Below are 24,993 nucleotides of genomic sequence, written 5' to 3'. Positions count from 1 at the left end.
GAGAACAAAATTTAAATCATTTATACAATCTGTGGAGGCCGTGTGGGTCCGGTAAACGCTTATCACTCAGATGCAAAAGCCAGAATGATGTCGCTGGCAGGCGCGGTGGTACTGGTCATTGGTATGGGGTACGGGCGTTTCGCCTTTACGGGAATATTGCCACTAATGATTCAGGAGCATTTGCTGACGCTGAGTCAGGGAAATCTGGCGGCAGCAGCGAATTATGCCGGGTATCTGGCCGGGGCATTGTTACTGGCGAAAGCCCGGCCTGGAGATGCACGACTGCTGTGTTATTTCGCGGTGATCACTACATTGTTATGTGTGTTTGCCCTTGCGATCAGCCACAGTGGAATGCAGGTGATTATAGTGAGGGGAATCGCCGGACTGGTCAGCGCAGTCAGCCTGATTGCGGCCTCATTATGGCTGTTGCAGCATCATAAACACAGCGGCGGGGCACCATTGTTGTATGCCGGCGTCGGTGTCGGGATTTTTCTGTCGGCGGAAGTGATTGCGGTGGCTAAATATCTGCAACTGGCATCACCTACTATCTGGATAATCTGTGGTTTCAGCGCGGCTATTCTGTTTTTACTGGTATTACGCTGGCTGAATCTTCCGGCAGATACCCTGCGGTTTGCCGCGGGACCTTCGACCAGCCAAGCAGATTCACGCCCGCAAACCCGGAGTGCAGCATACCGGTTATTACTGATTTATGGTTTGTCCGGGTTTGGTTACATCATCACTGCCACCTACCTGCCGTTGTTTCTTTCCGGTTCGACGGTCGACCCGATACAGGTCTGGGCATTATTTGGACTGGCGGCGATACCTTCCTGCTTTATCTGGCATAAATGGCTGGCAGTAAAAGGGAGTCGCCATGCACTGATTGCTAATCTGCTGGTGCAGGCGGCAGGTGTGGTGTTGCCGGCGTTTAGTCACTCGCTGCTGGTGTGCCTGATCAGTGCATTACTGACCGGATTTACCTTTATGGGAACGGTGACTATTGCTCTGCCTGAGGCAAGGCGGCTGGCACACCTGGTGAGTTTTAATATGATTGCGGCAATGACTGCCCTTTATGGAGTGGGACAGATTGCCGGCCCGCTGGTGGCCGGTCACCTGTACCAGATAACCGGATCATTTAGCCCGTCGCTGTTTAGTGCGGCCGCCGCGTTGCTGGTTGCTGCGCTGCTGGCGGTCATCAGATAGTTCCCGGGGTAGGGAAGTTAAACGATGTTATGTCCTTGCGCCTCTGCGGCCAGCAGATCTCCAAGATTCTGTACAGCCAGAGAGGCGGATTCCTCCCGCCAGATAAACTGAGTGACTGCAGTACCGGCAGGAACAATGGTGAGTTGGTGGGGTGACTGCAGTAATCCGAAGACGCTTTTCGGCAGCAGGCAGCAATAGCCACCACCGGCTACACTGGAAAGCATACTGTGATAAGAGCTGACTTCACTGATATCTGACAGCTGCTCACCGGTAACCGAAGACTGCAAAGTCTGAACCGCAATCCGGCGATAACTACAACCGTCGGCAAATGCCGCCAGTGGCAGCGGGCCCTGAGAATCCGGCTGATAGCCTGCCGGGTTAATCAGTAACAACTCCTCACTGTACAGTGAACGGAAACTCAGACCAGCGGGGCATTCAGTGTGCTGCTGAGCGTTTACCGGCAATGACACCAGGGCACAGTCCAGTTCTCTGGTTAACACTGCCTCGGTAAGCTGGCGGCTGGGTTGTGTCACCAGTTGCAGATGCACATCGGGAAAGGCGTGGCTAAAGTCTGATAATGGCTGATTAAGACGGCTGGCCACTGTCGATTCCATGCTGCCAAGGCGTAAAATTCCTGACGGTTGCTGCGGGTGCAGAGCTTGTCGGGCTTCATCTGCCAGGGTAAGCAACTGTCGGCAGTAACTGAGAAATGTCTCACCTGCGGGGGAAAGTTGCAGCTTTTTGTTATCACGAAGAAACAACTGTACATCCAGCTCCTGCTCAAGTTGCTGGATACGGGTGGTGATATTGGACTGAACCCTGCCGAGACGTTTCGCGGCTTTAATGATGCTTAACTCTTCGGCCACCACCATAAAGATTTTTAGTGACGTATGATTCATTTTTGATTCCCGAAACAGAAACAGAATTGCTTTTTACAGCTCATAAAGAGATTTTATGGTCAGGTGTAATCGAAAGACAAGCGGGTGATGATGAAAAGTTTATTAGCTGACAGACTGGGACTGCGCTTCCCTTTGATTCAGGCGCCGATGGCAGGCGTTTCCACACCAAACCTGGCCGCGGCAGTCAGTAATGCCGGAGCTCTGGGCTCGATCAGTATCGGGGCTGCCGGACCTGAGCAGGCGGAGAAGATGATCAGCGCAACTCTGGCGCAAACCCGCCATGCCATAAACGTCAATTTGTTTTGCCATGCACCAGCAGTTCGTAATCAGTCCCTTGAAGCAGAGTGGCTGCAGCGTTTTCAGCCGTTGTTCAGTGAGTATGGTGTTTCACTGCCTGCGGAATTAACCGAAATTTATACCAGTTTTCTGCAACAGGAACAGATGGTGGATATTTTGCTGGCTCAGAACCCGGCGGCCGTAAGTTTCCACTTCGGGTTGCCGGAAGGCGCTGTGATTGCACAGTTTAAACAGCAAGGTATTGCAACGCTGGCAACGGTGACCAGTGTTGAAGAGGCTCTGGCCGCTCAGAATGCAGGTATTGAGTTCCTGATTGCTCAGGGAATTGAGGCGGGCGGTCACCGGGGAATATTTGATATGAATGCCAGCGACCAGATGCTTACTACCCGCCAGTTAACGCAGCAACTGCTACAGGCTGTCCGGCTGCCGGTGATTGCTGCCGGCGGAATTATGCACGGTGCCGAAATTCAGGAGATGCTGAGTTCGGGTGCCGATGCGGTGCAGATGGGAACTGCGTTTGTACTTTGTCCGGAATCATCCGCAGATATCGCCTATCGTCAGGCTCTGAAACAGGAAACTGCAGGCAACACGGTGCTGACACGAACGGTATCCGGCCGGCCGGCTCGCTCGGTCAATACGTTGTTTTGCCTGTTTACAGCGGATATTGAACCGCATCAAATCCCGGACTATCCGCTGACCTATTCGCTGAACAAAGCGCTGGCTGCGGCAGCTGCCAGTCAGGGTAAATCCGGATTTGCAGCTCAATGGGCAGGGGAAGGAGCATGGCAGGCCAGAGAAATGCCTGCCGCAGAGCTGGTGACTACGCTTATCAGCGAAGCAGAGCAGGCAGGTTTTTCAGCCACCTGAATACCTAAGTCCTGAGCTATTGCCGCGAATGGTTTATGGCTCAGGATATCAGCACTGATTCTATTTCTGCTTTACATTGCTTCATGGCCGACAACAGTTCCGGAAGATTCGGCATAAACCGGCCGACCGGCACAGCCAGGGAAAGCGCATATTGTTCGTTCAGCCCAGTGTTCAGCACCATGCCCAGACCACATACTCCTTCTGCATGTTCTTCATTATCCAGCGCATATTGTCTGTCGCGACACAGGCGAATGTCCTGCAGTACGGCTTCTGACGTTTTCAGGGTCTGCCCGGTTCTCCGTTCCGGCGGATTGCCGGTCAGCATCAGTATCCTTTCATCAGACAGCGAAGATAACAGGGCTTTGCCGTGGGCTGTACAGTGAGACGGGAAAGCGGTGCCGACAGGAGAAACTACCCGCAACTCGCGATCTGAGACTATCTGGCTTACCGATATTGCATGGGTCCCGCGAAAAATGCTCAGGTCGACGGTTTCCCTGGTCCGCCGGTTAAGTGTCTCCATCGCAGGACGGGCCAGAGGAACAATATCGGTATGAGCGGCAGCAGCCAGCCGGGCCAGCGCCGGGCCCAGTCGGACCTCTCCCTGGCGAAAAGTCAGTAATTGCTGTGATTCCAGAGAACTGACCAGCCTGTGCACGGTAGTACGCGGAAGTCCGGTCTGTTTTGCCAGCAGCGCAATCGTCATACCACCCGGTTCTGTTTCCAGCACATTAAAAATAGTGGCCGCCCGGGCGATGACCTGTGAACCGTTATTGTCAGGGATGTCTGGCATAGACGGGAATTCCTCGCTGAAATTTTTCTGACTATAGCATAGTTTGCCCGCCCTCCGGGTCGACGGTATCTCTTGACTTCACGCCTGCAGAACATGATGATGTCCATATATTGGTCATTTAATTTCACTATGTGGACAATTATGAAAACTTCTACGATCTCTGCAGCTGGCGGGTTTACCCTGATGGCGGTTGCCGGGCTAACCATTATGGTTGGTTGTATTCTGGTGCCGGGGCTGCCTGAAATTGCTGCCGCAATGGGTGTATCCCATGCGGCTGGCTGGCTGATAACCCTGCCTTCACTGGGGGTAGTGCTGGCCGGGCCGCTGGCCGGGAAAATTATCGACCGCTGTGGTGCACGTACTGCGTTGCAGTCTGGATTGTTTATTTACGGATTGTTCGGGATTGCCGGAATGTTCTGCCACGGTCTGCCATTAGTGGTTATCGACAGACTGATCCTGGGGGGAGCCACGGCGGTTGTGATGTCATCCGGTACTGCATTGTTGGCGGCGTTCTATCACGGCCAGACCCGGCTAACCATGATTGCCCGTCAGGGAATGGCAATTGAATTTGGCGGGGTCATTTTCCTGTTTATCAGCGGATTGCTGGCTGTTCAGGACTGGCGTTGGCCGTTTATTTTATATCTGCTGAGTTGGATCATGTTGGTGATGGTCAGATATCTGGTCCCGGTCCCTGTGGAGCAGGTTTCCGCTGAGTCCCCGGAAGAGACTACCCACGGAACCAGAGCGCCGTCGCTTCGTGGGGTTCTGTTTGCTGCGCTGATGTCGATGATTTGCTTTTTTACAGCAGTAATTATGATTCCAAAGCAGTTTTATCAGGCAGGAATTAGTGCCAGCGACACCGGATATTTTCTGTCGATGGTCTCTCTGGTGGCAGTCGGGGCGGCGGCCCTGATGCCCGCTGTGGTTAAAAAAATAACTGAGCCAGCGACACTCTGGCTGGCATTTCTCTGTTATGCAGCCGCATTTGCACTGTTTGCGCTGACAGTGAGTCTGAGCGGGGTAATTTTGGCCGGGGTGCTGCTGGGTGGCGGATTTGGTCTCTCGGTACCGCTGGTTAATCACATGACCGTCAGCCGCAGTAACCAGAGCAACCGTGGCCGGAGACTGGCCAGCCTGTCAATGGCACTCTTCAGCGGCCAGTTTCTGGCTTCATTTATGGCTATGCTGCCGGGAGACAGCAGCATTACCTTCGCGGTGACCAGTGGTTTCAGTATTCTGGTGATGGTCGTGCTGATACTGATGAGAAAAACGCTGGCGTAATGCGTTGGCTCAACGCTTGTGGCTGCCTGGTTTTATTCCCCGGTGTAGCTCATCCATCCGCTTCATTGATTTAATCGTCCGTTGAGATGCTGAGGAAGCTACCGCAAGTACCAGCATCTCAAGACAGACCAGCACCGTACCGTGCAGAGGGACTTTGCCGTTTTCCCCGCCCCGGGGCACCTGGATGACCACATCCGCTTGTTCCGCAAAGCGTGAATCCATCGCATTAGTCAGCAGAATCACAGGAATACCCAGTCGGCGGGCTTCGCGAAGCGTGGTCATCCCTTCGCGGTGCGCTGATTTCTGAGCCATCATCAACAGCACATCACCACGCTGCAGTGTCAGCAGCTGTTCTGCCAGCCCGATACCGGCCCGGTTCAGTGGAGAGCAGGGCAGACCAATCCGGTTAAACAGTCGTGCCGCATACTCCGCAAGAATACCGGAGGCATTGATACCGAAAATAGCCAGTTGTCGGGCGTTGAGCAGCAGGGTGACGGCCTGAGACAATGCGGCACGATTTTCCTGACCTGACAATACATCACAGGTGCGGCGGTGACCTTCAAGCACAAAATCGATACTCGAATTAATATCGCTGGTGAATTCATTCACCGTACTGCTCATTTTATCGGAAGAGTTAAGGACCGGCTCAAACCACAGTTGCAGGGTCTTTTTCAGATCACGAAGTCCGGCAAATCCAAGAGCCTGTACCGCGCGGACGACCGTAGCATCTGAGGTGTCATTAGCAGCAGCAATTTCCAGGGCGGTGGATTCCAGTACCGTCGCCCGGTTCTCATTAATGTAATACAACACCGACTGCAACCCGGCAGACAGCTGCGGGGCACGGTTACGCAGACGTTCACCAAACACATCGACCCGGGTTTTACTTTTTTTTGTTTCAGTCATTTTTTCTTTTCGCTTATCTGGCTACCGGCACCAGCAGCCCAGCAACCTGTGACTGCACCATCGCCGTCATCAGACCCATCGCCGCAAATGAATTCGAAATAGACTCTTCACGAGAGACCATCACATAATGTCCTTTGCGACAGGCCGACAGGAAATTGCACCACCCAGGCATCACCCCGTTCATTGCGGTAAGTTCGTCCTGTGGTGTGCCACCATTATCACCACGCCAGGTATCAAACACCAGATCAGCATCCAGATCCGGAAGCTGTTCTGCGCTGACGGTAACCCGCCCGTCTTCCGGAATATTGTTAATCAACGGAGGAAAAGTCAGCCCTGCATCGCGCAGCACTTTACCCAGTGAGTGGTAACTGTGCATGACAGTAATTTTTCCGTTATTCGCCTGAATCACCGATACGGTGATTTTACGTTGACCGATGGTTTGTTTCAGTTGCCCTATCTGCTCCTGATAACGGGCTTCCAGCCGGGAGAACTGAACCTGAGTTCCTGTCAGTTGGGCCAGTTTGCTGTATATCCGCGGTGCTCCGCCCTTCAGATGATCAATACTGACGGTCGGGGCAATTTTCTGCAACTGGTCCACCGGGGCACTGCGGTTAGGTTCGGTGATGATCAGGTCGGGTTTCAGTGCAGCAATAGCTTCGATATCAATATCAGCACTGCCAATAAATTTGATATCTGAGTTATCGAAGTCAATACCGGTGAGCAGCTTTGCCGAGCGCAGATTATGACTACCATCAGGATTGGTCCGACCGTGACTGCCAACCGGGAAAACGCCCAGTTCAATCAGCGGAATGGTGATGTCCAGGTCATGCAGTGAAACAATCCGCTTTGGATGTAAAGGAACTGTCACCGTCCGGCCCAGGTCATCGGTAAATTGCTGAGTTTCCGGAGCGGCAAAACTACAGAAACTGCACAGTAACAGCAGTACAGAAAAAATACGCATAACACTCCTTAACACTCAGAATTTGTCCCTGCGTTGCCAGAGCAACAACAGGAAAAACGGACCACCAAACAGCGAGATGATAATCCCGGCAGGTAACTGCAACGGGGCAAAAGCCAGGCGACCAATATTATCGGCCAACAGCACCAACACAGCACCGCAGACGGCACTGCCACTCAGGAGTGCCGTCTGTCCACCACGAAACAACATGCGTGACAGATGAGGTGCCATGAGCCCGACAAAGCCAATGCTGCCGACACAGGATATACAGGTCGCGGTCAGGATGACCGGGGCAATAAACCGCAGCAGAGTGAGTTGTGACAACTTCACTCCTAATCCGGTTGCGCTGGTATTACCCAGCATTGCAATATCGGCAGCCCTGGCAGTGATATACAGCAATACCACGGCCGGAACTGCCCAGCAGACAGCCAGCAACATTAACGGCCAACTGACGGTATTCAGGCTGCCGGCCATCCACAACATCACGGTCTGTACCTGACGTACATCTGCAGTGGTCATAAAGAAACCGATGGCGGCGGCAAAAATCCAGGAAACACCAATACCTGCCAGAATAAATCCTGGTCGGGAAAAATCACGGGCCAATAGCACCACCAGCGCTGCCACCAGCATTCCGCCAGCCATTCCGGTGACCGGTTGCCAGAGAATACTGACCGCAGGGAAAAACAGAATCTGTGCCAGAACCACGATACTGGCGCCTTCTTTTACCCCCAACAGACCGGGATCAGCCAGACCATTGCGGGTAACCGACTGCATAGCGGCTCCAGCCATCCCCAACATACCGCCAACGGCTGCTGCCATCAGCAATCTGGGTAACCGGACATCACGGATGATATAGGTGGTATTGCCGCCTGCAGAATGGTCCGGATAGAACAGTGCTTTTCCTACCGATGAGACCGGTATCGGCAAACTGCCATGGCTGATGCCAAAAATAAGCAATATCAGCAGCAGCAACAGGAACAGTGCAAGACGGCACAGAATTTCCGGGCGTAACAGCAGTGAAAAACGACCAGCACGCCAGACAACTCCCGGAGTAGGTGGTAACTGACGACTCATTTAAACAGCCTCGATGCAATAAAGATAAATACCGGGGCACCGGCCAGTGCAGTCATTACCCCGGTCGCCAGTTCCTGCGGAGCTACCAGGGTACGGGCAGCGATATCTGCGACCAGTACAATCAGTGCCCCTGCCATTGCACAGCACGGGATCGACTTCTGTAAATCGTTTGTCACCAGCCGTCGGATAATATTTGGCACAATCAGGCCGACAAAACCAATCGGACCGGCCAGTGATACAGCCACTCCGCTCAGCAGGGCAATCGTCAGCACCGCCAGTCCCCGGGTGCGGGAAATATTAACTCCCAGCCCACGGGCCTGATGGTCGCCTAAGGCCATGGCGTTAAGCGCGGGTGCCAGCCAGAGGGCCAGTATTCCCGCCAGCAGCAGCGGAAGGGCCGCTGCACTGACCACAGGCCAGCGAAGACCAGCCAGATCACCGGCCAGCCAGGTGCGCATATCCAGTAATGTCTGCTCATCGAGAATCAGTATTGTGGCGGTCAGAGATGCAGTAAATGCAGAGAGAGCGACGCCGCACAGTGTCACTTTAATCACCGTCAGCCCACTACGACCTGCTGAGGAAAAGGCAATCACCAGGCTAAATACTAAAGCAGCTCCCCCGGCCGCTGCCAGCGGGCGCAGTAACGGTGTTGTGACCCAGTTGACACCGAAGGCTGTACAGGCAACAACCGCAAATGCCGCCCCGGCATTCAGTCCCAAAATATGCGGTTCTCCGAGAGGGTTACGGATCACCGCCTGCAGCAGTAACCCTGCAACACCCAATGCGGCACCGACCATAAGCGCCGCAACCAGCCGCAGTAGCCGTAGTTCGACCACCACATGGTGGTCGAAATTGGTCGGGTCATAATGCACCAGCGCCTGAATTACCGTCGAAGGAGCGATAAATCGCGCTCCGATAGCCAGTTCAAAAACTGAACCGCAGAGGACGAATAGCAACAACAGCAGCAGCCATAACAGATAGCGCGAGCGACGCTGTGCGGTGTGGGCGAGCAGGGTTGTCACAGAGTTGTACCCGTATCAGCCGGGAAGGGCATAAAAAAGGGTTTTCCGGTCAGCGGATTCACAGACATATGGACATCCAGATCGAAGACGGATCGGATTAATTCCGGGGTACATTGCTGTGGGTTGTCAGTGACTGAACACAAGCGGCCTTGCTTCAGAAATACCAGACAATCTGCATAGTTCACCGCAAAATTCAGATCGTGTAACACCATAATCACGGTGCGTTGGTGATGCAGTGTCAGATTCCGCAACAGTTCAAGGATATCGACCTGATAACGTAAATCGAGAAAGGTTGTTGGCTCATCGAGCAAAATCACCGGCGTCTGTTGTGCCAGTGTCATCGCAATCCAGCAGCGTTGTCGTTGCCCACCGGAAAGGCTGTCTACCGGCAAACCGGCCAGTGCTTCAGTACCGGTCAGCCTGAGTGCCTCCTGAACCGCCAGTTCATCAGATTCAGACCATTGGCGTAAGAATCCCTGCCAGGGGAAACGTCCGCGTGACACCAGTTCAGCAACGGTCAGGCCTTCGGGAAGCAACGGGGTTTGTGGCAGGATACCGAGCTGGCGGGCAAGTTGTCGGGTGGGCTGTTGGTGGACATCCTTACCGTTAATAATAATCTGCCCGTGCATAGGGTTTATCATGCGGGCAATGGTATTCAGTAATGTAGATTTTCCTGAACCGTTCGGGCCTGCCAGAATGGTCATTTTACCTGCTGGCAGTTGCAGATTGATATCATCAATAATGATGTTTTTTTGATAACCGGCGCGCAGGTTTCTGATGATTAAATCCGGATGATTCTTTTCAGTATCAGTCTGTTGTGACATTTAGTTTCCCGCACCGTGCACTGTTGTCTGGCGCATAATAAATGTGGCTAAACAATAATAAGTATCATTCTCTGACGTGATTTTGCGGGCGAGGTATGTAGTAGTCAAGCTGAAATTGGCAACTTTCACTGTGGTTTTTATCGTCAATGTTGCCAACGCTCTGTGCATTTTTCAGCAAAATTAGCCAGTGCCAGACCGTAATAATGGGATTTTTTTCTGGATTATCAATAACGGGTACTGATTTGAGGGATGTAGTAAAAATAATTGTATTTAAATTTACTACTACATTTTTGACGAAATCCGGTTTTCTGTTGGTAACGCGAATGCTGCCTGACGCTGAAAGATCTGCCGGTGACGACCAGTTGAAAACACCGCGTCATTTACCCGCTACTTTTTCACTGTCAGATTTTCTGAGTACCGGTTCGTGAGGATGTTGGCAGGCAAGGATAAACTTCACCAGCTCAGCTGGTTATAGCTAACTTATTTGTGAGCTTACTCAGGGTTTAAATCACAGTGAATGTTTACGCAATAAACCGACGTCAGGAGATCTCTGAGGGTTTGCTAAGTGATCAAAACCACTTGCGAGGAAATTACGCCCAACCGGCCACCCGGGGGGGCCGGAATCATTGGGTTAACGTGACCATTTGGCCGGAGGCGGGGTGTAGCTGCCAATTTTTTCGACCAGTACTAAAGGATCGTCTGAAACAATCAGCATATCGGCATAGGTTTGTTTCATAAAACCGTCAGTAATCGTCCGCTCAAAAAAGGTCAGTAGCGGGTCAAAAAAACCATTGATATTGAAAAAAGCACAAGGCTTATGGTGCAGTCCTAACTGGGCCCAGGTCCAGGCCTCAATAATCTCTTCAAGAGTACCGGCCCCGCCAGGCAGCGCAATAAAACAATCGGCACTGGCAGCCATCTGAGATTTTCTCTCGTGCATATCGCGAACAACTTTGAGTTCACTCAGGCCAGGATGGGCCAGTTCATGGCTGACCAATGCCTCAGGCATCACCCCGAGGATATCCATCCCGCATTCAATCGCCGTGTCAGCCACACAGCCCATTAAACCAACTTTTCCGCCGCCGTAGACCAGGCTGAATTGTTGTTCGGCCATTTGCCGTATCAGACGCCGGGTTTCACTGACAAAAACGGGATCATTTCCGCAGGCGGAACCGCAAAATAGTGCTGCACGCATATAACGATTACCTTTAAAAATCGGTGTTAACAGATGACTTTTACAGCAGGCAGTCCTGCCACTATTGTGGCAGCGAAATATTCTTCGCCGCCAGCCGTCGATCGAGCAGAAGATTACTGCTGTGCTGCAATAACATCCACCAGCACTAACGGTTGTTTACCGTTATTTGTCAGTCCGTGAGATTCGCCTTTACGCACGATAGTGATATCTCCGGCACTGACCGGATAATCCTTGCCATCGGCGTCTTTAAATAACCCGCTGCCGGATACAATAATGTAAGCGTCTTCGTTATCAATATGTTTGTGGTAACCGATAGAAGTGCCTGGTTTCAGTGTCAGCCAGCTGATCTCTTTAATTGCCTGACCTGCACTGGCTTTATCCCGGGTAAAAGCGAAAGCTGCATCGACGGTGCCTTTACCGCCGCCTAAACCCTGTTTTTCCATTTTTTGTTGTTGAGCACGGGTAATAATCTGTGCATTTGCCATCGATACCGGCAGTAACACAGCGGCACATACTAAAGCAGCGGTCAGTTTACGCATTATTTTCACCTGTAGGTGGTCTGTCACAAAGGCTGGCCAGAGATTGGCCAGTCCGAACGGGTTATCAGAGTGTACTCTGTTGAACAGAAAACCCAAGACAGAACCGGATATCTGCCTGAGTTTTCGGATCGTTTGCGCAAAATTTGACTTCAGGCCAACGCCTGGCTTTTTGGTGCTGACCGCAGAAAGCGTTGTGCATAAACGCCACCGCTCAGTGCAAATAATGTCAGTAGCAGGGCAAACAGCACTGCACTGACAGGCAAGCCCTGTTTATCGGTCAGGTAACCAGCAACCACCGGCAGAATACCCGCAGGCAGATAACCCCCGATATTCAGCAAGGCATTAGCCTGTGCCCGCCGTTGATCTTCCACCTGTAAAGCCAACAATGTCAGCCCGCCAAACTGGCCTAACCCCTGGCCGGCTCCTGCCAGAAGCACGGCAAAAACCAGCCACTGATATTCATGGCAGGTGATGGCGACGATCACCATCACCATTGACAGAACCGTAGCCAGGGTACTCACTGAGAATACCCTGGGTAATTGCCAGCGGCGTGCCAGGACCTGAGACATAGTTGCGCTGATAAACATGCCACAGGTCATCATCCCCGCCAATAGCGGATTGTAGTTGTGGGTGAGTAAGGTCAGCAGCGACGGACCGAGAGCCAGTACAAATGACGTTGCGGTAATCCCTGGCGCAAAAGCACCTATTCCGCAAAACAGTGCACTGAGATTTTTAGCCGGAAGTGAAGGCAACGTCAGACGAAAGCTGTTCTGAGCGGAGGCTACAGGTGGTGGAAAAGGCAGGCGGGACGCTATGACTGTAGCGACAAGCAGGGCGCTGAACAGCAGTAAAAACAACGGAGCTACCGGATGGTTCAGCGTTTGTATCAGGGTACCGGAAATTAAAGGCCCCAGTCCTGCACCAGTAACCATTGCCGCTGAAGCCAGTAATGCCGCCTGCCGTCGGGATTGCGGACCGGAAAGATCAGCCACTCCCGCCATTCCGGCGGACACCATAACCCCGACAGCAATGCCGGTCAGCAACCGGGCTACGGCCAGTGCTGTCACAGATTCAGCAGTTGCAAATAGCAGACTGGCAATCATCGCAGCAGCCAGACCAGGCAATAATAACGGTTTACGGCCGTAGTGATCGGATAGCTGTCCGGCGAACAGCAATGTACCCAGCAGACCCGCGATATACAGTGCGAAAATCACCGTCAGCGTTCCGGAGGTATATCCGAACTGATGTTGCCAGTAGCTGTATAAAGGTGTGGGGGAGTTCGACAGCATAAATACCGCAGTGATCAGCCATGAAGCCCCGGTGGCCGCCGTTTTAGAAGAAGATTGCATGCTCTGGCTCCTGTGCCGGAATGATGCTGCGGCACAGAATGCTCTGCGCCGCTAAGAAAAGAGAGTCAGGGAATGACGCGGATTAGTGGCCTGGTGAAGCAGGAGGCCGGTTATTGCGCTGACCAAGCAGCAGGAAAATGATGACCGCTGTCAGCACTGATCCGGCAGATAAAACGTACATCACCGTGCTGAGTCTGGTCAGGTACAGGGAAGCCAGCAGAGTGCTGTTAGCAGGCAACAGACTGGTGGCAGATGTCAGTTCTCCCAGAGCCAGATGGTTAGCTGCTGTTTGTACGATTTGTGGGTCGACAGTGGGCAGGGAAGCATCCAGTGAATGGTTTAGTAATGAGGCCAAAAGAACGCCGACGATGGCGATCGCTATACCATCTGCGGAGACTCTGACGCAGTTAAAAATACCGGTGGCCATACCTGCTCTCTCCGGAGAAACGACACTGACTGCCAGAGCGTCCATCAGTCCCCAGGGCAGGCCAATTCCTGTCCCGATGGTCAGCATTGCTAACGCCAGACCACTGTCAGTACCCGATGCCAGGATGCTGCCGGCATAACTCAGGCCACCGGCAGTGATTAGCAATCCTGCGGCAGACAGAACCGCAGGTGACAGCCAGCGGGTCAGTGATGCTGCAATAAAAGGTACCACCAGCAAGGGCGCCGCCAGTGCGATCATCTGGCGCCCGGCGACATCCGGAGCCAGATGAATCACCCCAATCAGATATCCTGGTAGTAATACAATCAAAGTGACAAAGAAAAATGCCGGCGAAGCTGCCAGTAACTGGACTCCGCAAAACCGTGCCTGTCGGAACAATGACAAATCAAGCATCGGGTGGCGAGCCCGTCGTTCTCTGAACACAAACAGGATAAACAACAGTAACGCGGCCACAGAGGTGATTATTACCACCGGGCTATGTGGTGCTGAAACAGGGGCCTGCAGAATGGCGATAGTCAGTAGCGCCAGTGCCCCGGTAAAACTGGCCGCGCCAGGCCAGTCCGGTTTTACTGTTGTCGGTTGGCGTGATTCTTCGGCAAACATTATCACTAACAACAGACCTGCCAGGCTGATTCCCGCGGTGGCAATAAACACCGGCCGCCAGCCGGTGAGAGCGGTTAACCAGCCGGCCACCAACGGGCCGAAGGCCAGTCCTATCCCGAAAGTGGTTCCGAGTAAACTGAATACACGGGTGCGCTGTGCGCCACTGAAGGTTTGTGTCAGTGAAGACATTGCCCCGGCAAATGCAGCAGCACCCCCGGTTCCCTGTAACAGTCGCAGAACATCTATCCAGCCAACGGAAGGAGCTATCGCGATCAGGCTGGTAAACAAAGTAAACAGTATCAGCCCGCAGAGCCATAACCTCTTCCGCCCGTAAATATCAGCCAGGCTACCAGCAGCCATCATGCTACTGCCATAGGTCAGAATATAGCCATTGACGACCCAGTTAAGCTGAACTGTGCTGCCGCCAATGGTATGGCTGATGGCGGGTAATACCATTGCCGGACCGGTAAAACTAAGAGGGATCAATATCCCTGTCAGACAGGCCGCAATCAGTTGCAGCAGCTGTCTTGCAGAGGCCGGGGTATTTACAGACAGGGTGGTCATGGCGTCTTTTCTCACTGAAATCTACAGATGTCCTGAAAACTGACAATCTGCCCGGCGGGCAGACCAGGGCACAATACAAGGCGACAGACCAGAGAAAAATAGTCTATTGTTCCAGACATACCGGACTAAAATTCACAGGTGAACGCGATGGAAGCCTTTACCGGCATCACTTTTTTTGTTCAGGCGGCAGAATGGCGCAGCTTCTCTGAAGCGGGGCGGGTACTGGGTGTCTCTGCTTCAGCAGTGGGCAAAAGTATTGCCAGACTTGAAGAAAAACTGGGTGTCAGCTTATTTAACCGTAGTACCCGTAGTATCACTCTGACTTCTGAAGGCGCACTTTTTCTTGAGCGATGTCGGAGGATTTTAAGTGAACTGGAAGCAGCAGAGACAGAACTGACTGAGGCCCGCAGTGAGGCAAAGGGGAAGCTTCGCGTCAGTCTGCCACTGGTCAGTGGACTGGTGATGCCAGTGATCAATGGTTTTATGCACCAGTATCCGCAGATTGAACTGGATCTCGATTTTACTGACCGGCTGGTGGATGTGATTGAAGAGGGTTTTGATGCGGTAATTCGCAGTGGTGAGAATGCCGATTCGCGTCTGAGATCACGGACTCTCGGACATTTTTCCCTGCAACTGGTGGCTTCACCGGGCTATGCAGAGCGGAATGGATTACCGGAACGCCCCGAACAGCTGACAGCTCACGCCTGTTTGCAGCATAAGTTTCCGGAAACCGGAAAGTTTGAATCCTGGCCGCTGATAGTGCCGGAAGGTAACCCATTGCCGACTCTTCCGGCCACGATGATTTGTAATACTACGGAAGTTTTACTGAGTGTGGTCCGCGAGGGGATCGGGATTGCGTGTCTGCCGGACTTTATGGTGAAACAGGACATTGCTCAGGGAGAGTTGCTACAGGTTTTACCAGAGGCTACCCGTCATCAGGGCGTTTTTCGTATTCTCTGGCCTTCTCACCGTTATCCTGCGACCAAATTACGGGTTTTCATCGATTATATGGCACAGCATCTGTTACCGGAGAAGGGGCTCTGATCTCAGTACGCCGGAATTTCAGACATCATCCGCAGAGGCAGATAAATAGTTACATATCAGCCTTTAAATTTAGTTAACACTGTTAACTAAATTGGCTATGCTGTGTCGCAATTATTCCACGCGGATCATTTCTATGGACAATCAACAGGTTCGTCAGTACCGCGCCCTATTGCGCGACATGGTCAGAGAATTAGGCATGCTGAGCCGTAAAACCAGCGGAACAGAATTATCCCCGTTGCAAAGTCATATCCTGATTGAACTGAACCGACATCCCGCTGGCGGGACTGAGCTGGCGGCACGGTTATGTGTTGATAAGGCGAGCATGAGCCGGACGCTGCGCACGCTGAGCGAATCGGGATATCTGCTGAAAGAGTCCAGCGATCAGGATGGCAGAGCTTCGACTTTCAGCCTGACAGAAGCAGGGCGAGAGCGGTTAATGACGCTGGAAGCGAATGCGGATCGTTTTACAGAGGAAGCGCTGGCTTCTTCATCTTCACAGGAAATTGAAGATTTTTTTTCAACTATCAGCCGCTTCTCGGGCTGCCTGCGTAATGCCCGTCGGCAACGGGAAGCAGGAGTGATTTTCCGGCCGATAGAGGCCAGGGATAACGCCACCATTGCTGAACTGGTGCGTAACAGTTTCCGCGAGAACAAAATTGATCATCTGGAAGGGGTCAGTATGCACGATCCTGAACTCGACTGTTTAAGCGACGTCTATGAGCGCCCTGGCAGCGGTTACTGGGTGGCAGAGGCCAATGGCAAAATTGTTGGCGGCGGCGGGCTGGCGCCTTTACCAGGTGAACACGGGGTCTGCGAATTACAAAAACTTTATTTTGTCCGGGATGTGAAAGGAATGGGGCTGGGCAGGCGCATGATTGCTTTCGTGCTTGAGCACGCCAGGCAACAGGGATACCAGGCATGCTACCTGGAAACTCTGGATGAGCTGAAAGATGCAGTAGGATTATATAAGGCCTTTGGCTTTACCCATCTGTCCGGGCCGATGGGCAACACCGGCCATAACAGTTGCGGCATCTGGATGATCAAAGATCTGTAATCTTCTGAAGCTGGCTGGTGACTGCTATGTCACTGGCCTGCGCTGATTTGCATCCCGGTGTTATCAATAAGGGAGAAGTCTGAACACCGGATATTTTAGCCACCATCGCCTGTGTCGACAGTGGCTGCCGGCATCAGGTTACTCATTGCCCCACTGATTCAGAAATTCAGCAATATCATCAATCCGGTGCGGTTCGATACCAGCTTCAGTGGCCATCTGCTGCTGGTCCTCCTCACTGATTTCAGGGTTTTCTGACAAGCGAGTCAGCAGCAACTGAAAGTAGTGAGCCAGAGCATCGGCTTCAGATTCTTCAACCGGTTTCTGGCACTCCTCCGCATACTCTTCCACCATGTCATAATATTTAAAGTGTATTTGTTTCATAACCGTTTCCCTGAATGTGCGGACAGATAGTGCGCAAAAGCGCTGGCGACAATTATACGGGCTATTGCCAGCCCGCGGTAATGGTTATTATCTGCAATTTCACAGGCCCGTTTTTCAAATTTTAGCCGTTTCTCAGTCGCCGGTCTTAAGGCCACCCGCGAATACAGGGAACAGCTGACAACACCATCGGAGCTTGCCCCGGAAAAACCGCAAAACTAACCCCCTGATAGCCACTCAGCTCAGGCCGTGAGTGAGGTCATTAAAGAGTCGCTTAATCCGGTTTGCAGGAACTCAGGGACAGGGGCGGAAGTCTGTGCGGTAACCGGCACTCAGACCGGTTAACCGCAGCAGGTGAATGCTTAACTGAAACCAGTTACCGGATGAGCGATATAATGCTCCTCAAGCAAGCCGATTTCTTCATCCGTCAGCTTCACGCTAAGAGCCGCAATCGCATCATCGATCTGCCCGGTTTTGGACGCGCCGACAATCGGAGCCGAAACTTCCGGTTTTGCCAGCACCCAGGCCAGTGCAATCTGCGCCATAGGTAAGCCACGTTCCTGTGCGATTTTTTCGACCGCAGCAATCACTTTGTTATCTGCTTCTTCCGTCTTGCTGTACAACGTTTTACCGAACTTATCACTTTCAGAACGGGCCGAGGTCACACCGACCGGACGGGTCAGTCGTCCTCGTGCCATCGGGCTCCAGGGCATTAATCCCACGGACTGGTCAGCACATAACGGAATCATCTCCCGTTCTTCTTCACGATATAGCAGGTTAACGTAGTTCTGCATTGATACAAACGGCGTCCAACCCTCACGGCGGGCAATTTCCTGCGCTTTGGCAAACTGCCAGGCATACATGGATGAAGCGCCAATGTAGCGGGCTTTACCTGCTTTGACTACGTCATGCAGCGCTTCCATCGTTTCTTCTATGGGGGTGGAATAATCCCAACGATGGATTTGATACAGATCGACATAGTCCGTTTGCAGTCGCTGCAGGCTCTTATCGATTTCGGACATGATGGCTTTACGTGACAGCCCCTGACCGTTCGGTCTTTTTTCGCCATCACTGGCACCCGGCGGGAAAAAAACCTTGGTCGCAATAACAATCTCTTCCCGTCTGGTCAGTTGTTTTAACACTTTTCCCACGATAACTTCGGACGTTCCGGCAGAATAACTGTTGGCCGTATCGAAGAAATTTATTCCGTTATCGATGGCATGAGCAATGATCGGGCGAGACTTCTCTTCATTCAGTGTCCAGCTATGCGCGCCGGCATCCGGCTCACCATATGTCATACAACCGAGACATAACGCAGAAATATCCAGCCCGGTAGAGCCTAGCTTCTTGTATTGCATGGGGTTTCCTCTGAGCTGCCAGTCGTGAAACAGCTATGTGACTGGCGGGAGACGGGGTATTAAGGTACAGCTACCTTGTTACCTTAGATCTCTGGAGAAAGATGTCAAGCCATTGGGTGGAAGTGCAGCTCATCAGATTTATACGGGTTTATCCATTAAAAAATTCGCTTTGAGTGAAGTTTTCCTAAAAAAAGTCAATCTGTTACTCCTGTGATCTGCTTTGGCGGGCACACCGGAACCGCGTCCCTGCGACCAGCCAGAAACAGGGCTGCGGCATCGGTGATCATCGTATCAGAACCAGGAAGCCGCCCGTAGGATAAAATCGGCGACCACTTGAGGGTGTGACAACATCGGCACATGGCTGGAGGCCACCCGTTGTATCGTCGCATTCATTCGTGTTGCCATCCGTTCCTGTTCCACAGGCAGGATGGCCAGATCGTTTTCGCCAATCAGATAGAACACGGGCCGACTACGCCACGCGGCTTCAGCCAGAACACCTCCGAGTGCCGTACCGTTCACAGGGACCAGAAGCCTGTGCTCATCCAGCAGGGCAAACAGGCGATCCCGCCCGATGCTCAGTGTTTTATCCGTCAGACTGTTCAGCAGAAAGTGCAGTTTACGCGTACCGATTCGGGGCTCGCGACATCGGACTCTGGCGATAGAATCAAGAATGTGAAGATTCCTGCTCTGCTTCTTATTGCTCCTGGCATTGTCCTGGTACCATGACTGTCTGCTGTGTCTCAGAAACTGACACGCACGTGTCACTGTTTTTTTAGAGGATAGAGGATAATCTCGTTGTGTGCGTTTGAACTCTGTCATCATCACGTTCTCCGGAATTAGATCAGAAACGTGTCAACGCTATTCAGGACGGGTCAATTCCCTGAATAAGGACCGGCATCTACGCCTTTTTTAATGTCGATACCACCAATTAAATCAGGGTCTAAGTAGGTGTTATCTCGCGTGCCTGCATAACCCCTATAGGTATTAGAGCTCTGCCGGGAACCATCGATCATGGTATTAACACGGCCATTACCCTGTAATCCCCTTAGGTTAACCTGTATTCCTGTTGAATTAGAGCTGTTAGAGGAAATCGTGTCTGTAGAGCCGTTAAAAATATCTGCTGGTCGTGTGGGAGATATTCTCTTAATATTTAAGCTTAAGGATCTGGCGTACTGGTAGCAGTCGAAGAAGGGTAGCTTTGAAACGTTGTATTCTGCCGTCTGAACACTCCCGGTGGAAGTCCCACGTACTTATTGAATGCCACGTTGAATGCACTTGCTGATTGGTAACCTATCCGGAATGCAATCTGTTCGATTCTATCATTGCTACTCATCAGTGCTTTTTTCGCTAACGACATTCGCCAGAAGAGCAGGTATTTCAATGGCGGCATACCGACAGTCTCATTGAATACGGCAAAAAAAGATGAGCGAGACATTGCACAGTGGCTGGCGAGCTGTGCGATTTTCCAGTCAGAATCTGGTTTTTCATGTATAAGATGCAGCGCTAATCCGATCTTTTCGTGCTGTAGCCCCTGCAAAATACCAGCCTTTTTTGACAAGTCATCCTTACTCCGTAACGATTCGACCAACAGTAGTTGCAGAAGGTGCATCAATACCACTTCCCGCCCTGGTCGCTTGCTTCGATTTTCATCTAACAGGAGTTCAAGCAGCATGACGAAACGACGCTGCCCTTTAATCAGTATCTCGTTTGGCAGTAAAGAGACAATCAGTTGTTTTTCCGGCGTATCGAATTCACAGTGACCAATATTCATAAGCAAGTCAGCCGGCCCAATGGGTGAGCCAATTCTCACGTGGCCTTCACTGATCACTGTCGGCACAGTGATTTCGGTGGGGTGAGACGCACCCGTATTGGTATTTTCGAAAGAATGTGCGGCAGGTATCAACAGAAAGTCACCAGCAACGAGTAGTTGCGGACCTTGTCCGTTAATATTAATCAGGCATTCACCGTCTAAAACCGCGCAGTAAAAAGCCTCTCCTCCGGATTTCCTGACAATACGCCACTGCCCGGCACCTTCCACCAGTTTTGAATGTGAGGGTTTGGGGTTGAGTAAGGCAACAATATCGGTCAACGGGTCTGACATTGGACTATCTCTAAATTTATCTGGATTTCTTATTATATATTGTCCTGGTAGTGGCGACTATCATCACGGCTCTTCACCAAAAAGAGGATGAAACATGTCAACTGTACTTATTACCGGATGCTCTTCAGGTTTTGGGCTTGCAGCAGCAAAACTTTTTTTGCAAAAGGGATGGGATGTGATTGCCACAATGAGAACACCCGATCCGACACTTTTGCCTGAAAGCAGTAAATTGACCATCCTGTCGCTGGATATTACTTCTGCTGAGAGTATCGGGAATGTTGTGAAGCAAGCGGGGGCCATTGATGTACTGGTGAACAATGCTGGTTTTGGTGCCCCTGTACCGGTCGAGCTCACGCCTTTAGCAACTGCACAGCAATTAATGAATACGAATGTCTTAGGTACTTTGTCATTAACTCAGTCATTTATGCCATCGATGAGAGAGAAAAAATCAGGGGTAATCATCAATGTCTCTTCATCAGTGACAACCAAAGCGCTGCCACTTATTGGGCTTTATCGTGCAAGTAAAGCTGCGCTGAATGCATGGAGCGAATCATTATCCATCGAAGCCAGGACTTTTGGTATTCGCGTCCATGTCATATTACCGGGGCGCTCACCTGAAACGAAGTTTGGAGAGAATGCACGTGCCCATTTCCTGGGGATGGACGATCCTGATTACGGGAAAATGGTGAGGGATTTTATCCAAATGATTCAGGATACCGATTCGCCGGTGACTTACGCTGATGATGTAGCAAATGCCATTTTAGCAGTTGCTGACAATCAACACGCTCCGTTCTACACCGCAGCGGGAGAAGATGCCAGCTATTGGCTTGCTGAGGCGCAGCAACGTTCCCCTTTTTGCTGTTAATGACATCGGACAACAACCCCGATACAGGGAAAACTAAAGAGAGACTATCGTTCTCTCTTTTTACTACCATAGGATGCAGGAATAACTGGGTATATTGACGTCCCATCCCCTTTCTTATCATTTATAGGGTTAAACTGATGCAATACTATCCGGTTAGGAATTCAACCTGTTGCGATAAACAAAAAGCCCGCTTAAGTTTCCTTAAGCGGGCTTCTTTAATATGGCTCCTCTGACTGGACTCGAACCAGTGACATACGGATTAACAGTCCGCCGTTCTACCGACTGAACTACAGAGGAATTGTCTTGAAGACGGGGCGCATAGTAACGGGCTGACGCAGGCTTGTCAAAACAGTTTTGCCGTCAGACGAACTGACTGCTGATAAAAGATACAGTTGCTGTGATAAAAGCAGATAACTGCCACTAATTCACGATGTTGGTGATCACTGATGCCAGTCCCCTGGCTTTTGCCAGGGGAGGGCGGACAGCAAATTTTGTCAGAACGGGGCATCGATATCGACGATATCAATCAGTTTATGGTTAACAAACTCTTTCAGCCCCAGGCCCAGCAATTCCCGGCCATAACCCGAGCGTTTTACCCCGCCAAACGGCAGATCAGCTTTTACCATGGTCGGGTGATTAACAAACACCATTCCGGTGGTGATTTTCTTCGCTAACTGATAACCGTAGTCAGGATTAGAGGTAAATACGGAGCCTCCCAGTCCAAAGTGGCTGTCGTTGGCAATACGAATGGCATCTTCATCATCTTTGGCTTTGATAATCATCGATACCGGGCCGAAAAACTCTTCGTACCAGGCCGGATTATCCGGGGTGACATTGGTCAGGATAGTTGGCTGTACAAACGCTCCCCGTGTCGGAACTTTTTCCCCCACTTCAACGGCGGTAGCGCCATGTTCAATCGCTTTGGCAAGCTGGGTTTTCAGGTTATCGGCAGCACGCTGAGAAGAGAGAGGAGCCAGTTGGGTCTGGCTGTCCATTGGGTCACCGGCTTTGAGTTTAGCTACGGCCGCAGTGTATTTTTCCAGAAACGCATCATAGATTTTTTCATGAATGATCATGCGTTTTGAAGAAACACACACCTGGCCTGCGTTCCAGTGGCGCCCAAAAACTGCCCAGCTAACGGTTTTGTCTAATTCAGCATCTGCCAGCACGACAAATGCATCGGCACCACCCAGTTCAAGAGTCGATTTTTTCAGGTATTTACCGGCAGTGGCTGCCACACTGGCCCCGGCGGCCTCTGAGCCGGTCAGTGCCACACCATGAACCCGCGGATCTTTAAGCACTAACTCTATTTTGTCATGCGGCAGGAACAGGTTGGTAAAGCCACCTTCAGGGAGTCCCGCTTCCAGCATCAGTTGTTCAAAAGCCTCAGCGCATTGAGGAACATTCGAGGCATGTTTTAATAACAGGGTATTTCCGGCGGCCAGTTGCGGAGCCAGAATACGGGCAATCTGATAGAACGGGAAATTCCATGGTTCAATCGCCAGAATGACACCCAGCGGTTCATGAACCAGTACCGCTTTACCTTCCTGCGGATCGTTCACAGGCAGGGGTTCATCTGCCAGTAACTTTTCGGCATTGTTAACGTAGTATTCGAGAATGCTGGCAGATAGCTCTACTTCTGCACGGGCCTCTCCGATAATTTTCCCCATTTCCAGGGTGATGATTTCTGCAAAATGTTGGGTTTTGTCCCGCAATATAGTGGCGGCCTTTGACAAAACGGCAGTGCGTTGTGCGATGGGGAGCTGTCGCCAGGAGGAAAAAGCCTGGTCTGCACGACTGATAGCTGCTGCAATTTCACTGTCAGTTGCATCTTTAAATTGTTTTACGGTTTCACCGGTGTAGGGATTAATAGTTGAAAATGCCATAATTAAAGTCCTTCCTTTTATCCACTCGAAAACAACAATTGTCAGTATCCGCAGGAGATGAAAATACTGACCGGGTGCAGGTGTAAATATAAAAAAATATTATCATTCTGACCGTGGATGGAAGGCAGTGCGGCATGTCACATTTTTGCAGTCTGATATTAAATTTACTGTCTGTTTTGTAAATATGCTTAAACCATAAAGAGTGTGGGTATTTTTTACCGGGAACCCGGCAGGATACAAAAGATAAAAAAAGGACTGAGTTATCTCAGTCCCGTGATAAATCATGAAAAACGTTAACCTAAATTCCGGAGAGAGTCTCCTGTCTGGTTATTGTTTATTTCAGACTGATACGTACCACACTGTCAGGTCCTTTGGTGGACATATCTTTATTAAAGTCCTGCTTCAGTGTGACGTACAACGTCTGACCATCCGGAGAAACTAACAGGCTGTTCGGATGAGTTGCAAACGACCAGCTGTGTTTCACTGCGTACGTAGTAGCGTCCAGTACCAGCACTTTCTGCGACTCTCGCTGGCTGATATAGATCTCGTTGCGTTTCGGATTAAATTTAATACCCAGCGCATCGCCTTCGATACGTTTAATCACTTTGCCGGTGTGTTCATCAAATACCAGGGTAGTTTTGGCTTTTGAATCATCGGTCACAAACAGGCGGCCGGTTGACGGATCTTCAGCCATATTCAGGAACAGATATTGTTTCCCGTCTGCCGGAGTCCAGCGTTTTTCAATTTTATGGGTGTGTGGATTAATGACCAGGATTTCACCGCCACCGTTAGACGCGTAAATACGATCAATGGCCGGGGAATAAATAATTCCGGTGACCCATTTTCCGGCATTTTTGATGGTGTCTTTCAGACGGAAGGTTTTAGTATCAACCACAGAAATAAAGCCAGGGTCAGCTACACGGCCAACATACAGTTCATTGCCGTGTTCAAAAATCTCACGTGCGCCAACCGCATCGCCATCTTTATCTTTTTTGCCCGGGAACATCAGGCGTTGCACTACCTTACCGGTTTTTGCGTCAATTTTAGACACGCCGCCATCCAGACTGTTAGTGGCATAAATAATATCGCCACTGTCATCTGTGGTCATACCAAAGTTTTTCAGGTCAGTATGAGTTTCGCCCACCGTTTTCAGGGTACGCGGGTCAAGACGATACAGCATACCGCCATTGACGTTCTTAAAGCTCTGGGCGCTCGCCACATAAACCACACCGGCAGAGGTTGACCAGGCCATTTCATATAAACCATCGCCTAATACCTGTTGAGTCAGTGCTGTATCCACTGGTGCTTTGACTGGTGCAGTCACTACCGGAGTAGTGGCTTTTTTGGCCGGGGCCTGGCAGGCAGTCAGGCTAAAGGCAGCGACAATAGCAACACCAAGTGCAGCTTTACGCGGGCTGAAAAACGATCTCATTCTTAGCTCCATGGGAATAAAAGGCATGGCAGGGCAGGCCATTGCGGATGGTATTTGTAAAAAGA

The 24,993-nt window shown here is 51.3% G+C and carries 24 protein-coding genes, 1 tRNA gene and 1 pseudogene; 6 read left to right on the top strand and 20 right to left on the bottom strand.

Annotation, left to right across the window (positions count from 1 at the left end; genetic code table 11):
- The first annotated feature begins 84 nt into the window (after positions 1 to 84).
- Positions 85 to 1,200: a YbfB/YjiJ family MFS transporter gene (locus A7K98_RS12690; RefSeq protein ID WP_087490498.1), complete on the top strand. Its 1,116-nt coding sequence runs from the start codon at positions 85 to 87 to the stop codon at positions 1,198 to 1,200.
- A 17-nt stretch (positions 1,201 to 1,217) separates the two neighbouring features.
- On the opposite strand, the gene A7K98_RS12685 is transcribed toward A7K98_RS12690, so the two are convergent.
- Complete coding sequence (locus A7K98_RS12685) at positions 1,218 to 2,099, bottom strand: LysR family transcriptional regulator (RefSeq protein ID WP_087488890.1); 882 nt, start codon at positions 2,097 to 2,099, stop codon at positions 1,218 to 1,220.
- A gap of 87 nt (positions 2,100 to 2,186) precedes the next feature.
- On the opposite strand from A7K98_RS12685, the gene A7K98_RS12680 reads away from it, so the two are divergent.
- Positions 2,187 to 3,263: an NAD(P)H-dependent flavin oxidoreductase gene (locus A7K98_RS12680; RefSeq protein ID WP_322787359.1), complete on the top strand. Its 1,077-nt coding sequence runs from the start codon at positions 2,187 to 2,189 to the stop codon at positions 3,261 to 3,263.
- 40 nt (positions 3,264 to 3,303) lie between these two features.
- Here the strand turns inward: A7K98_RS12680 and A7K98_RS12675 are convergent, their stop codons facing one another.
- Positions 3,304 to 4,053 carry an IclR family transcriptional regulator gene (locus A7K98_RS12675; protein WP_087488889.1) on the bottom strand — a complete coding sequence of 250 codons (750 nt, stop codon included), beginning with the start codon at positions 4,051 to 4,053 and terminating at the stop codon, positions 3,304 to 3,306.
- 141 nt (positions 4,054 to 4,194) lie between these two features.
- Here A7K98_RS12675 and A7K98_RS12670 point away from each other — a divergent pair, with 141 nt between their 5' ends.
- Positions 4,195 to 5,334, top strand: coding sequence for an MFS transporter (locus A7K98_RS12670; protein ID WP_087490496.1), 1,140 nt, complete (start codon positions 4,195 to 4,197; stop codon positions 5,332 to 5,334).
- A 9-nt stretch (positions 5,335 to 5,343) separates the two neighbouring features.
- Here A7K98_RS12670 and A7K98_RS12665 read toward each other — a convergent pair whose 3' ends face one another.
- The 9 genes from A7K98_RS12665 to A7K98_RS12620 form a co-directional block, all read right to left on the bottom strand.
- Positions 5,344 to 6,237: a MurR/RpiR family transcriptional regulator gene (locus tag A7K98_RS12665; protein ID WP_087488888.1), complete on the bottom strand. Its 894-nt coding sequence runs from the start codon at positions 6,235 to 6,237 to the stop codon at positions 5,344 to 5,346.
- A gap of 13 nt (positions 6,238 to 6,250) precedes the next feature.
- Positions 6,251 to 7,198, bottom strand: coding sequence for an ABC transporter substrate-binding protein (locus A7K98_RS12660; RefSeq protein WP_087488887.1), 948 nt, complete (start codon positions 7,196 to 7,198; stop codon positions 6,251 to 6,253).
- Positions 7,199 to 7,213: 15 nt separating this feature from the next.
- A complete protein-coding gene (locus tag A7K98_RS12655) occupies positions 7,214 to 8,269 on the bottom strand; it encodes a FecCD family ABC transporter permease (protein WP_087488886.1) in 1,056 nt (351 codons plus the stop codon).
- The gene (locus A7K98_RS12650; RefSeq protein WP_087488885.1) at positions 8,266 to 9,291 is read right to left on the bottom strand and encodes a FecCD family ABC transporter permease; all 1,026 of its coding nucleotides are present in this window, start codon (positions 9,289 to 9,291) and stop codon (positions 8,266 to 8,268) included. The genes A7K98_RS12655 and A7K98_RS12650 overlap by 4 nt, the downstream gene beginning before the upstream one ends.
- Positions 9,288 to 10,115, bottom strand: a complete 828-nt coding sequence (locus A7K98_RS12645) for an ABC transporter ATP-binding protein (protein ID WP_087488884.1) — start codon at positions 10,113 to 10,115, stop codon at positions 9,288 to 9,290. The genes A7K98_RS12650 and A7K98_RS12645 overlap by 4 nt, the downstream gene beginning before the upstream one ends.
- Before the next feature lie 631 nt (positions 10,116 to 10,746).
- Complete coding sequence (locus A7K98_RS12635; protein WP_087488883.1) at positions 10,747 to 11,310, bottom strand: LOG family protein; 564 nt, start codon at positions 11,308 to 11,310, stop codon at positions 10,747 to 10,749.
- 113 nt (positions 11,311 to 11,423) lie between these two features.
- Positions 11,424 to 11,849: a cupin domain-containing protein gene (locus A7K98_RS12630; protein ID WP_087490495.1), complete on the bottom strand. Its 426-nt coding sequence runs from the start codon at positions 11,847 to 11,849 to the stop codon at positions 11,424 to 11,426.
- 149 nt (positions 11,850 to 11,998) lie between these two features.
- A complete protein-coding gene (locus A7K98_RS12625; RefSeq protein ID WP_087488882.1) occupies positions 11,999 to 13,198 on the bottom strand; it encodes an MFS transporter in 1,200 nt (399 codons plus the stop codon).
- Between the two features lie 82 nt (positions 13,199 to 13,280).
- A complete protein-coding gene (locus tag A7K98_RS12620) occupies positions 13,281 to 14,810 on the bottom strand; it encodes an MFS transporter (RefSeq protein WP_087488881.1) in 1,530 nt (509 codons plus the stop codon).
- A gap of 147 nt (positions 14,811 to 14,957) precedes the next feature.
- Between A7K98_RS12620 and A7K98_RS12615 the strand changes: the two genes are divergently transcribed.
- The gene (locus A7K98_RS12615) at positions 14,958 to 15,854 is read left to right on the top strand and encodes a LysR substrate-binding domain-containing protein (RefSeq protein WP_087488880.1); all 897 of its coding nucleotides are present in this window, start codon (positions 14,958 to 14,960) and stop codon (positions 15,852 to 15,854) included.
- Positions 15,855 to 15,987: 133 nt separating this feature from the next.
- Positions 15,988 to 16,908, top strand: coding sequence for a bifunctional helix-turn-helix transcriptional regulator/GNAT family N-acetyltransferase (locus tag A7K98_RS12610; RefSeq protein ID WP_232461539.1), 921 nt, complete (start codon positions 15,988 to 15,990; stop codon positions 16,906 to 16,908).
- A 138-nt stretch (positions 16,909 to 17,046) separates the two neighbouring features.
- On the opposite strand, the gene A7K98_RS12605 is transcribed toward A7K98_RS12610, so the two are convergent.
- From A7K98_RS12605 to A7K98_RS12585, 6 genes and pseudogenes are all read right to left on the bottom strand, one after another.
- Complete coding sequence (locus A7K98_RS12605; protein WP_087488878.1) at positions 17,047 to 17,289, bottom strand: DUF2543 family protein; 243 nt, start codon at positions 17,287 to 17,289, stop codon at positions 17,047 to 17,049.
- Positions 17,290 to 17,648: 359 nt separating this feature from the next.
- Positions 17,649 to 18,644 carry an aldo/keto reductase gene (locus tag A7K98_RS12600; RefSeq protein ID WP_087488877.1) on the bottom strand — a complete coding sequence of 332 codons (996 nt, stop codon included), beginning with the start codon at positions 18,642 to 18,644 and terminating at the stop codon, positions 17,649 to 17,651.
- A 291-nt stretch (positions 18,645 to 18,935) separates the two neighbouring features.
- Positions 18,936 to 19,163: an alpha/beta fold hydrolase gene (locus tag A7K98_RS21745; protein ID WP_332457926.1), complete on the bottom strand. Its 228-nt coding sequence runs from the start codon at positions 19,161 to 19,163 to the stop codon at positions 18,936 to 18,938.
- A pseudogene (locus A7K98_RS12595) lies at positions 19,161 to 19,418 on the bottom strand (IS3 family transposase); the annotation flags it as partial. The gene A7K98_RS21745 and the pseudogene A7K98_RS12595, both read right to left, overlap by 3 nt.
- A gap of 98 nt (positions 19,419 to 19,516) precedes the next feature.
- Positions 19,517 to 19,735 (bottom strand): TonB-dependent receptor plug domain-containing protein, encoded by a 219-nt coding sequence (locus A7K98_RS21740; protein WP_407703115.1) that lies wholly within the window; start codon positions 19,733 to 19,735, stop codon positions 19,517 to 19,519.
- Positions 19,736 to 19,800: 65 nt separating this feature from the next.
- On the bottom strand, positions 19,801 to 20,745 hold the full coding sequence (locus A7K98_RS12585; RefSeq protein WP_087488875.1) for an AraC family transcriptional regulator: 945 nt from the start codon (positions 20,743 to 20,745) through the stop codon (positions 19,801 to 19,803).
- A gap of 94 nt (positions 20,746 to 20,839) precedes the next feature.
- On the opposite strand from A7K98_RS12585, the gene A7K98_RS12580 reads away from it, so the two are divergent.
- Entirely contained in the window at positions 20,840 to 21,610 is a 771-nt protein-coding gene (locus tag A7K98_RS12580; protein WP_087488874.1) for an SDR family oxidoreductase, read from the top strand.
- Positions 21,611 to 21,831: 221 nt separating this feature from the next.
- Here A7K98_RS12580 and A7K98_RS12575 read toward each other — a convergent pair.
- From A7K98_RS12575 to A7K98_RS12565, 3 genes are all read right to left on the bottom strand, one after another.
- A tRNA-Asn gene (locus tag A7K98_RS12575) sits at positions 21,832 to 21,907 on the bottom strand.
- Positions 21,908 to 22,104: 197 nt separating this feature from the next.
- Positions 22,105 to 23,517 (bottom strand): NAD-dependent succinate-semialdehyde dehydrogenase, encoded by a 1,413-nt coding sequence (locus tag A7K98_RS12570; RefSeq protein ID WP_257789954.1) that lies wholly within the window; start codon positions 23,515 to 23,517, stop codon positions 22,105 to 22,107.
- A 313-nt stretch (positions 23,518 to 23,830) separates the two neighbouring features.
- Entirely contained in the window at positions 23,831 to 24,928 is a 1,098-nt protein-coding gene (locus A7K98_RS12565) for a YncE family protein (RefSeq protein WP_087488872.1), read from the bottom strand.
- Positions 24,929 to 24,993 lie beyond the last annotated feature (65 nt).

It is taken from the genome of Tatumella citrea, from assembly GCF_002163585.1.
Lineage (GTDB): Bacteria > Pseudomonadota > Gammaproteobacteria > Enterobacterales > Enterobacteriaceae > Tatumella > Tatumella citrea.
Note: the sequence above shows the minus strand (reverse complement) of the source record. Positions and strands in the feature narration are given on the sequence as shown.

What these genes read in the sequence shown, in the direction of transcription:
- A7K98_RS12665 (WP_087488888.1), bottom strand. Translation starts at nt 6,237, where the DNA reads ATGACTGAAACAAAAAAAAGTAAAACCCGGGTCGATGTGTTTGGTGAA.
- A7K98_RS12685 (WP_087488890.1), bottom strand. Translation starts at nt 2,099, where the DNA reads ATGAATCATACGTCACTAAAAATCTTTATGGTGGTGGCCGAAGAGTTA.
- A7K98_RS12580 (WP_087488874.1), top strand. Translation starts at nt 20,840, where the DNA reads ATGTCAACTGTACTTATTACCGGATGCTCTTCAGGTTTTGGGCTTGCA.
- A7K98_RS12645 (WP_087488884.1), bottom strand. Translation starts at nt 10,115, where the DNA reads ATGTCACAACAGACTGATACTGAAAAGAATCATCCGGATTTAATCATC.
- A7K98_RS12600 (WP_087488877.1), bottom strand. Translation starts at nt 18,644, where the DNA reads ATGCAATACAAGAAGCTAGGCTCTACCGGGCTGGATATTTCTGCGTTA.
- A7K98_RS12670 (WP_087490496.1), top strand. Translation starts at nt 4,195, where the DNA reads ATGAAAACTTCTACGATCTCTGCAGCTGGCGGGTTTACCCTGATGGCG.
- A7K98_RS12680 (WP_322787359.1), top strand. Translation starts at nt 2,187, where the DNA reads ATGATGAAAAGTTTATTAGCTGACAGACTGGGACTGCGCTTCCCTTTG.
- A7K98_RS12625 (WP_087488882.1), bottom strand. Translation starts at nt 13,198, where the DNA reads ATGCAATCTTCTTCTAAAACGGCGGCCACCGGGGCTTCATGGCTGATC.
- A7K98_RS12660 (WP_087488887.1), bottom strand. Translation starts at nt 7,198, where the DNA reads ATGCGTATTTTTTCTGTACTGCTGTTACTGTGCAGTTTCTGTAGTTTT.
- A7K98_RS12690 (WP_087490498.1), top strand. Translation starts at nt 85, where the DNA reads ATGATGTCGCTGGCAGGCGCGGTGGTACTGGTCATTGGTATGGGGTAC.
- A7K98_RS12655 (WP_087488886.1), bottom strand. Translation starts at nt 8,269, where the DNA reads ATGAGTCGTCAGTTACCACCTACTCCGGGAGTTGTCTGGCGTGCTGGT.
- A7K98_RS12585 (WP_087488875.1), bottom strand. Translation starts at nt 20,745, where the DNA reads ATGTCAGACCCGTTGACCGATATTGTTGCCTTACTCAACCCCAAACCC.
- A7K98_RS12605 (WP_087488878.1), bottom strand. Translation starts at nt 17,289, where the DNA reads ATGAAACAAATACACTTTAAATATTATGACATGGTGGAAGAGTATGCG.
- A7K98_RS12675 (WP_087488889.1), bottom strand. Translation starts at nt 4,053, where the DNA reads ATGCCAGACATCCCTGACAATAACGGTTCACAGGTCATCGCCCGGGCG.
- A7K98_RS12610 (WP_232461539.1), top strand. Translation starts at nt 15,988, where the DNA reads ATGGACAATCAACAGGTTCGTCAGTACCGCGCCCTATTGCGCGACATG.
- A7K98_RS12615 (WP_087488880.1), top strand. Translation starts at nt 14,958, where the DNA reads ATGGAAGCCTTTACCGGCATCACTTTTTTTGTTCAGGCGGCAGAATGG.
- A7K98_RS12630 (WP_087490495.1), bottom strand. Translation starts at nt 11,849, where the DNA reads ATGCGTAAACTGACCGCTGCTTTAGTATGTGCCGCTGTGTTACTGCCG.
- A7K98_RS12635 (WP_087488883.1), bottom strand. Translation starts at nt 11,310, where the DNA reads ATGCGTGCAGCACTATTTTGCGGTTCCGCCTGCGGAAATGATCCCGTT.
- A7K98_RS12620 (WP_087488881.1), bottom strand. Translation starts at nt 14,810, where the DNA reads ATGACCACCCTGTCTGTAAATACCCCGGCCTCTGCAAGACAGCTGCTG.
- A7K98_RS12565 (WP_087488872.1), bottom strand. Translation starts at nt 24,928, where the DNA reads ATGAGATCGTTTTTCAGCCCGCGTAAAGCTGCACTTGGTGTTGCTATT.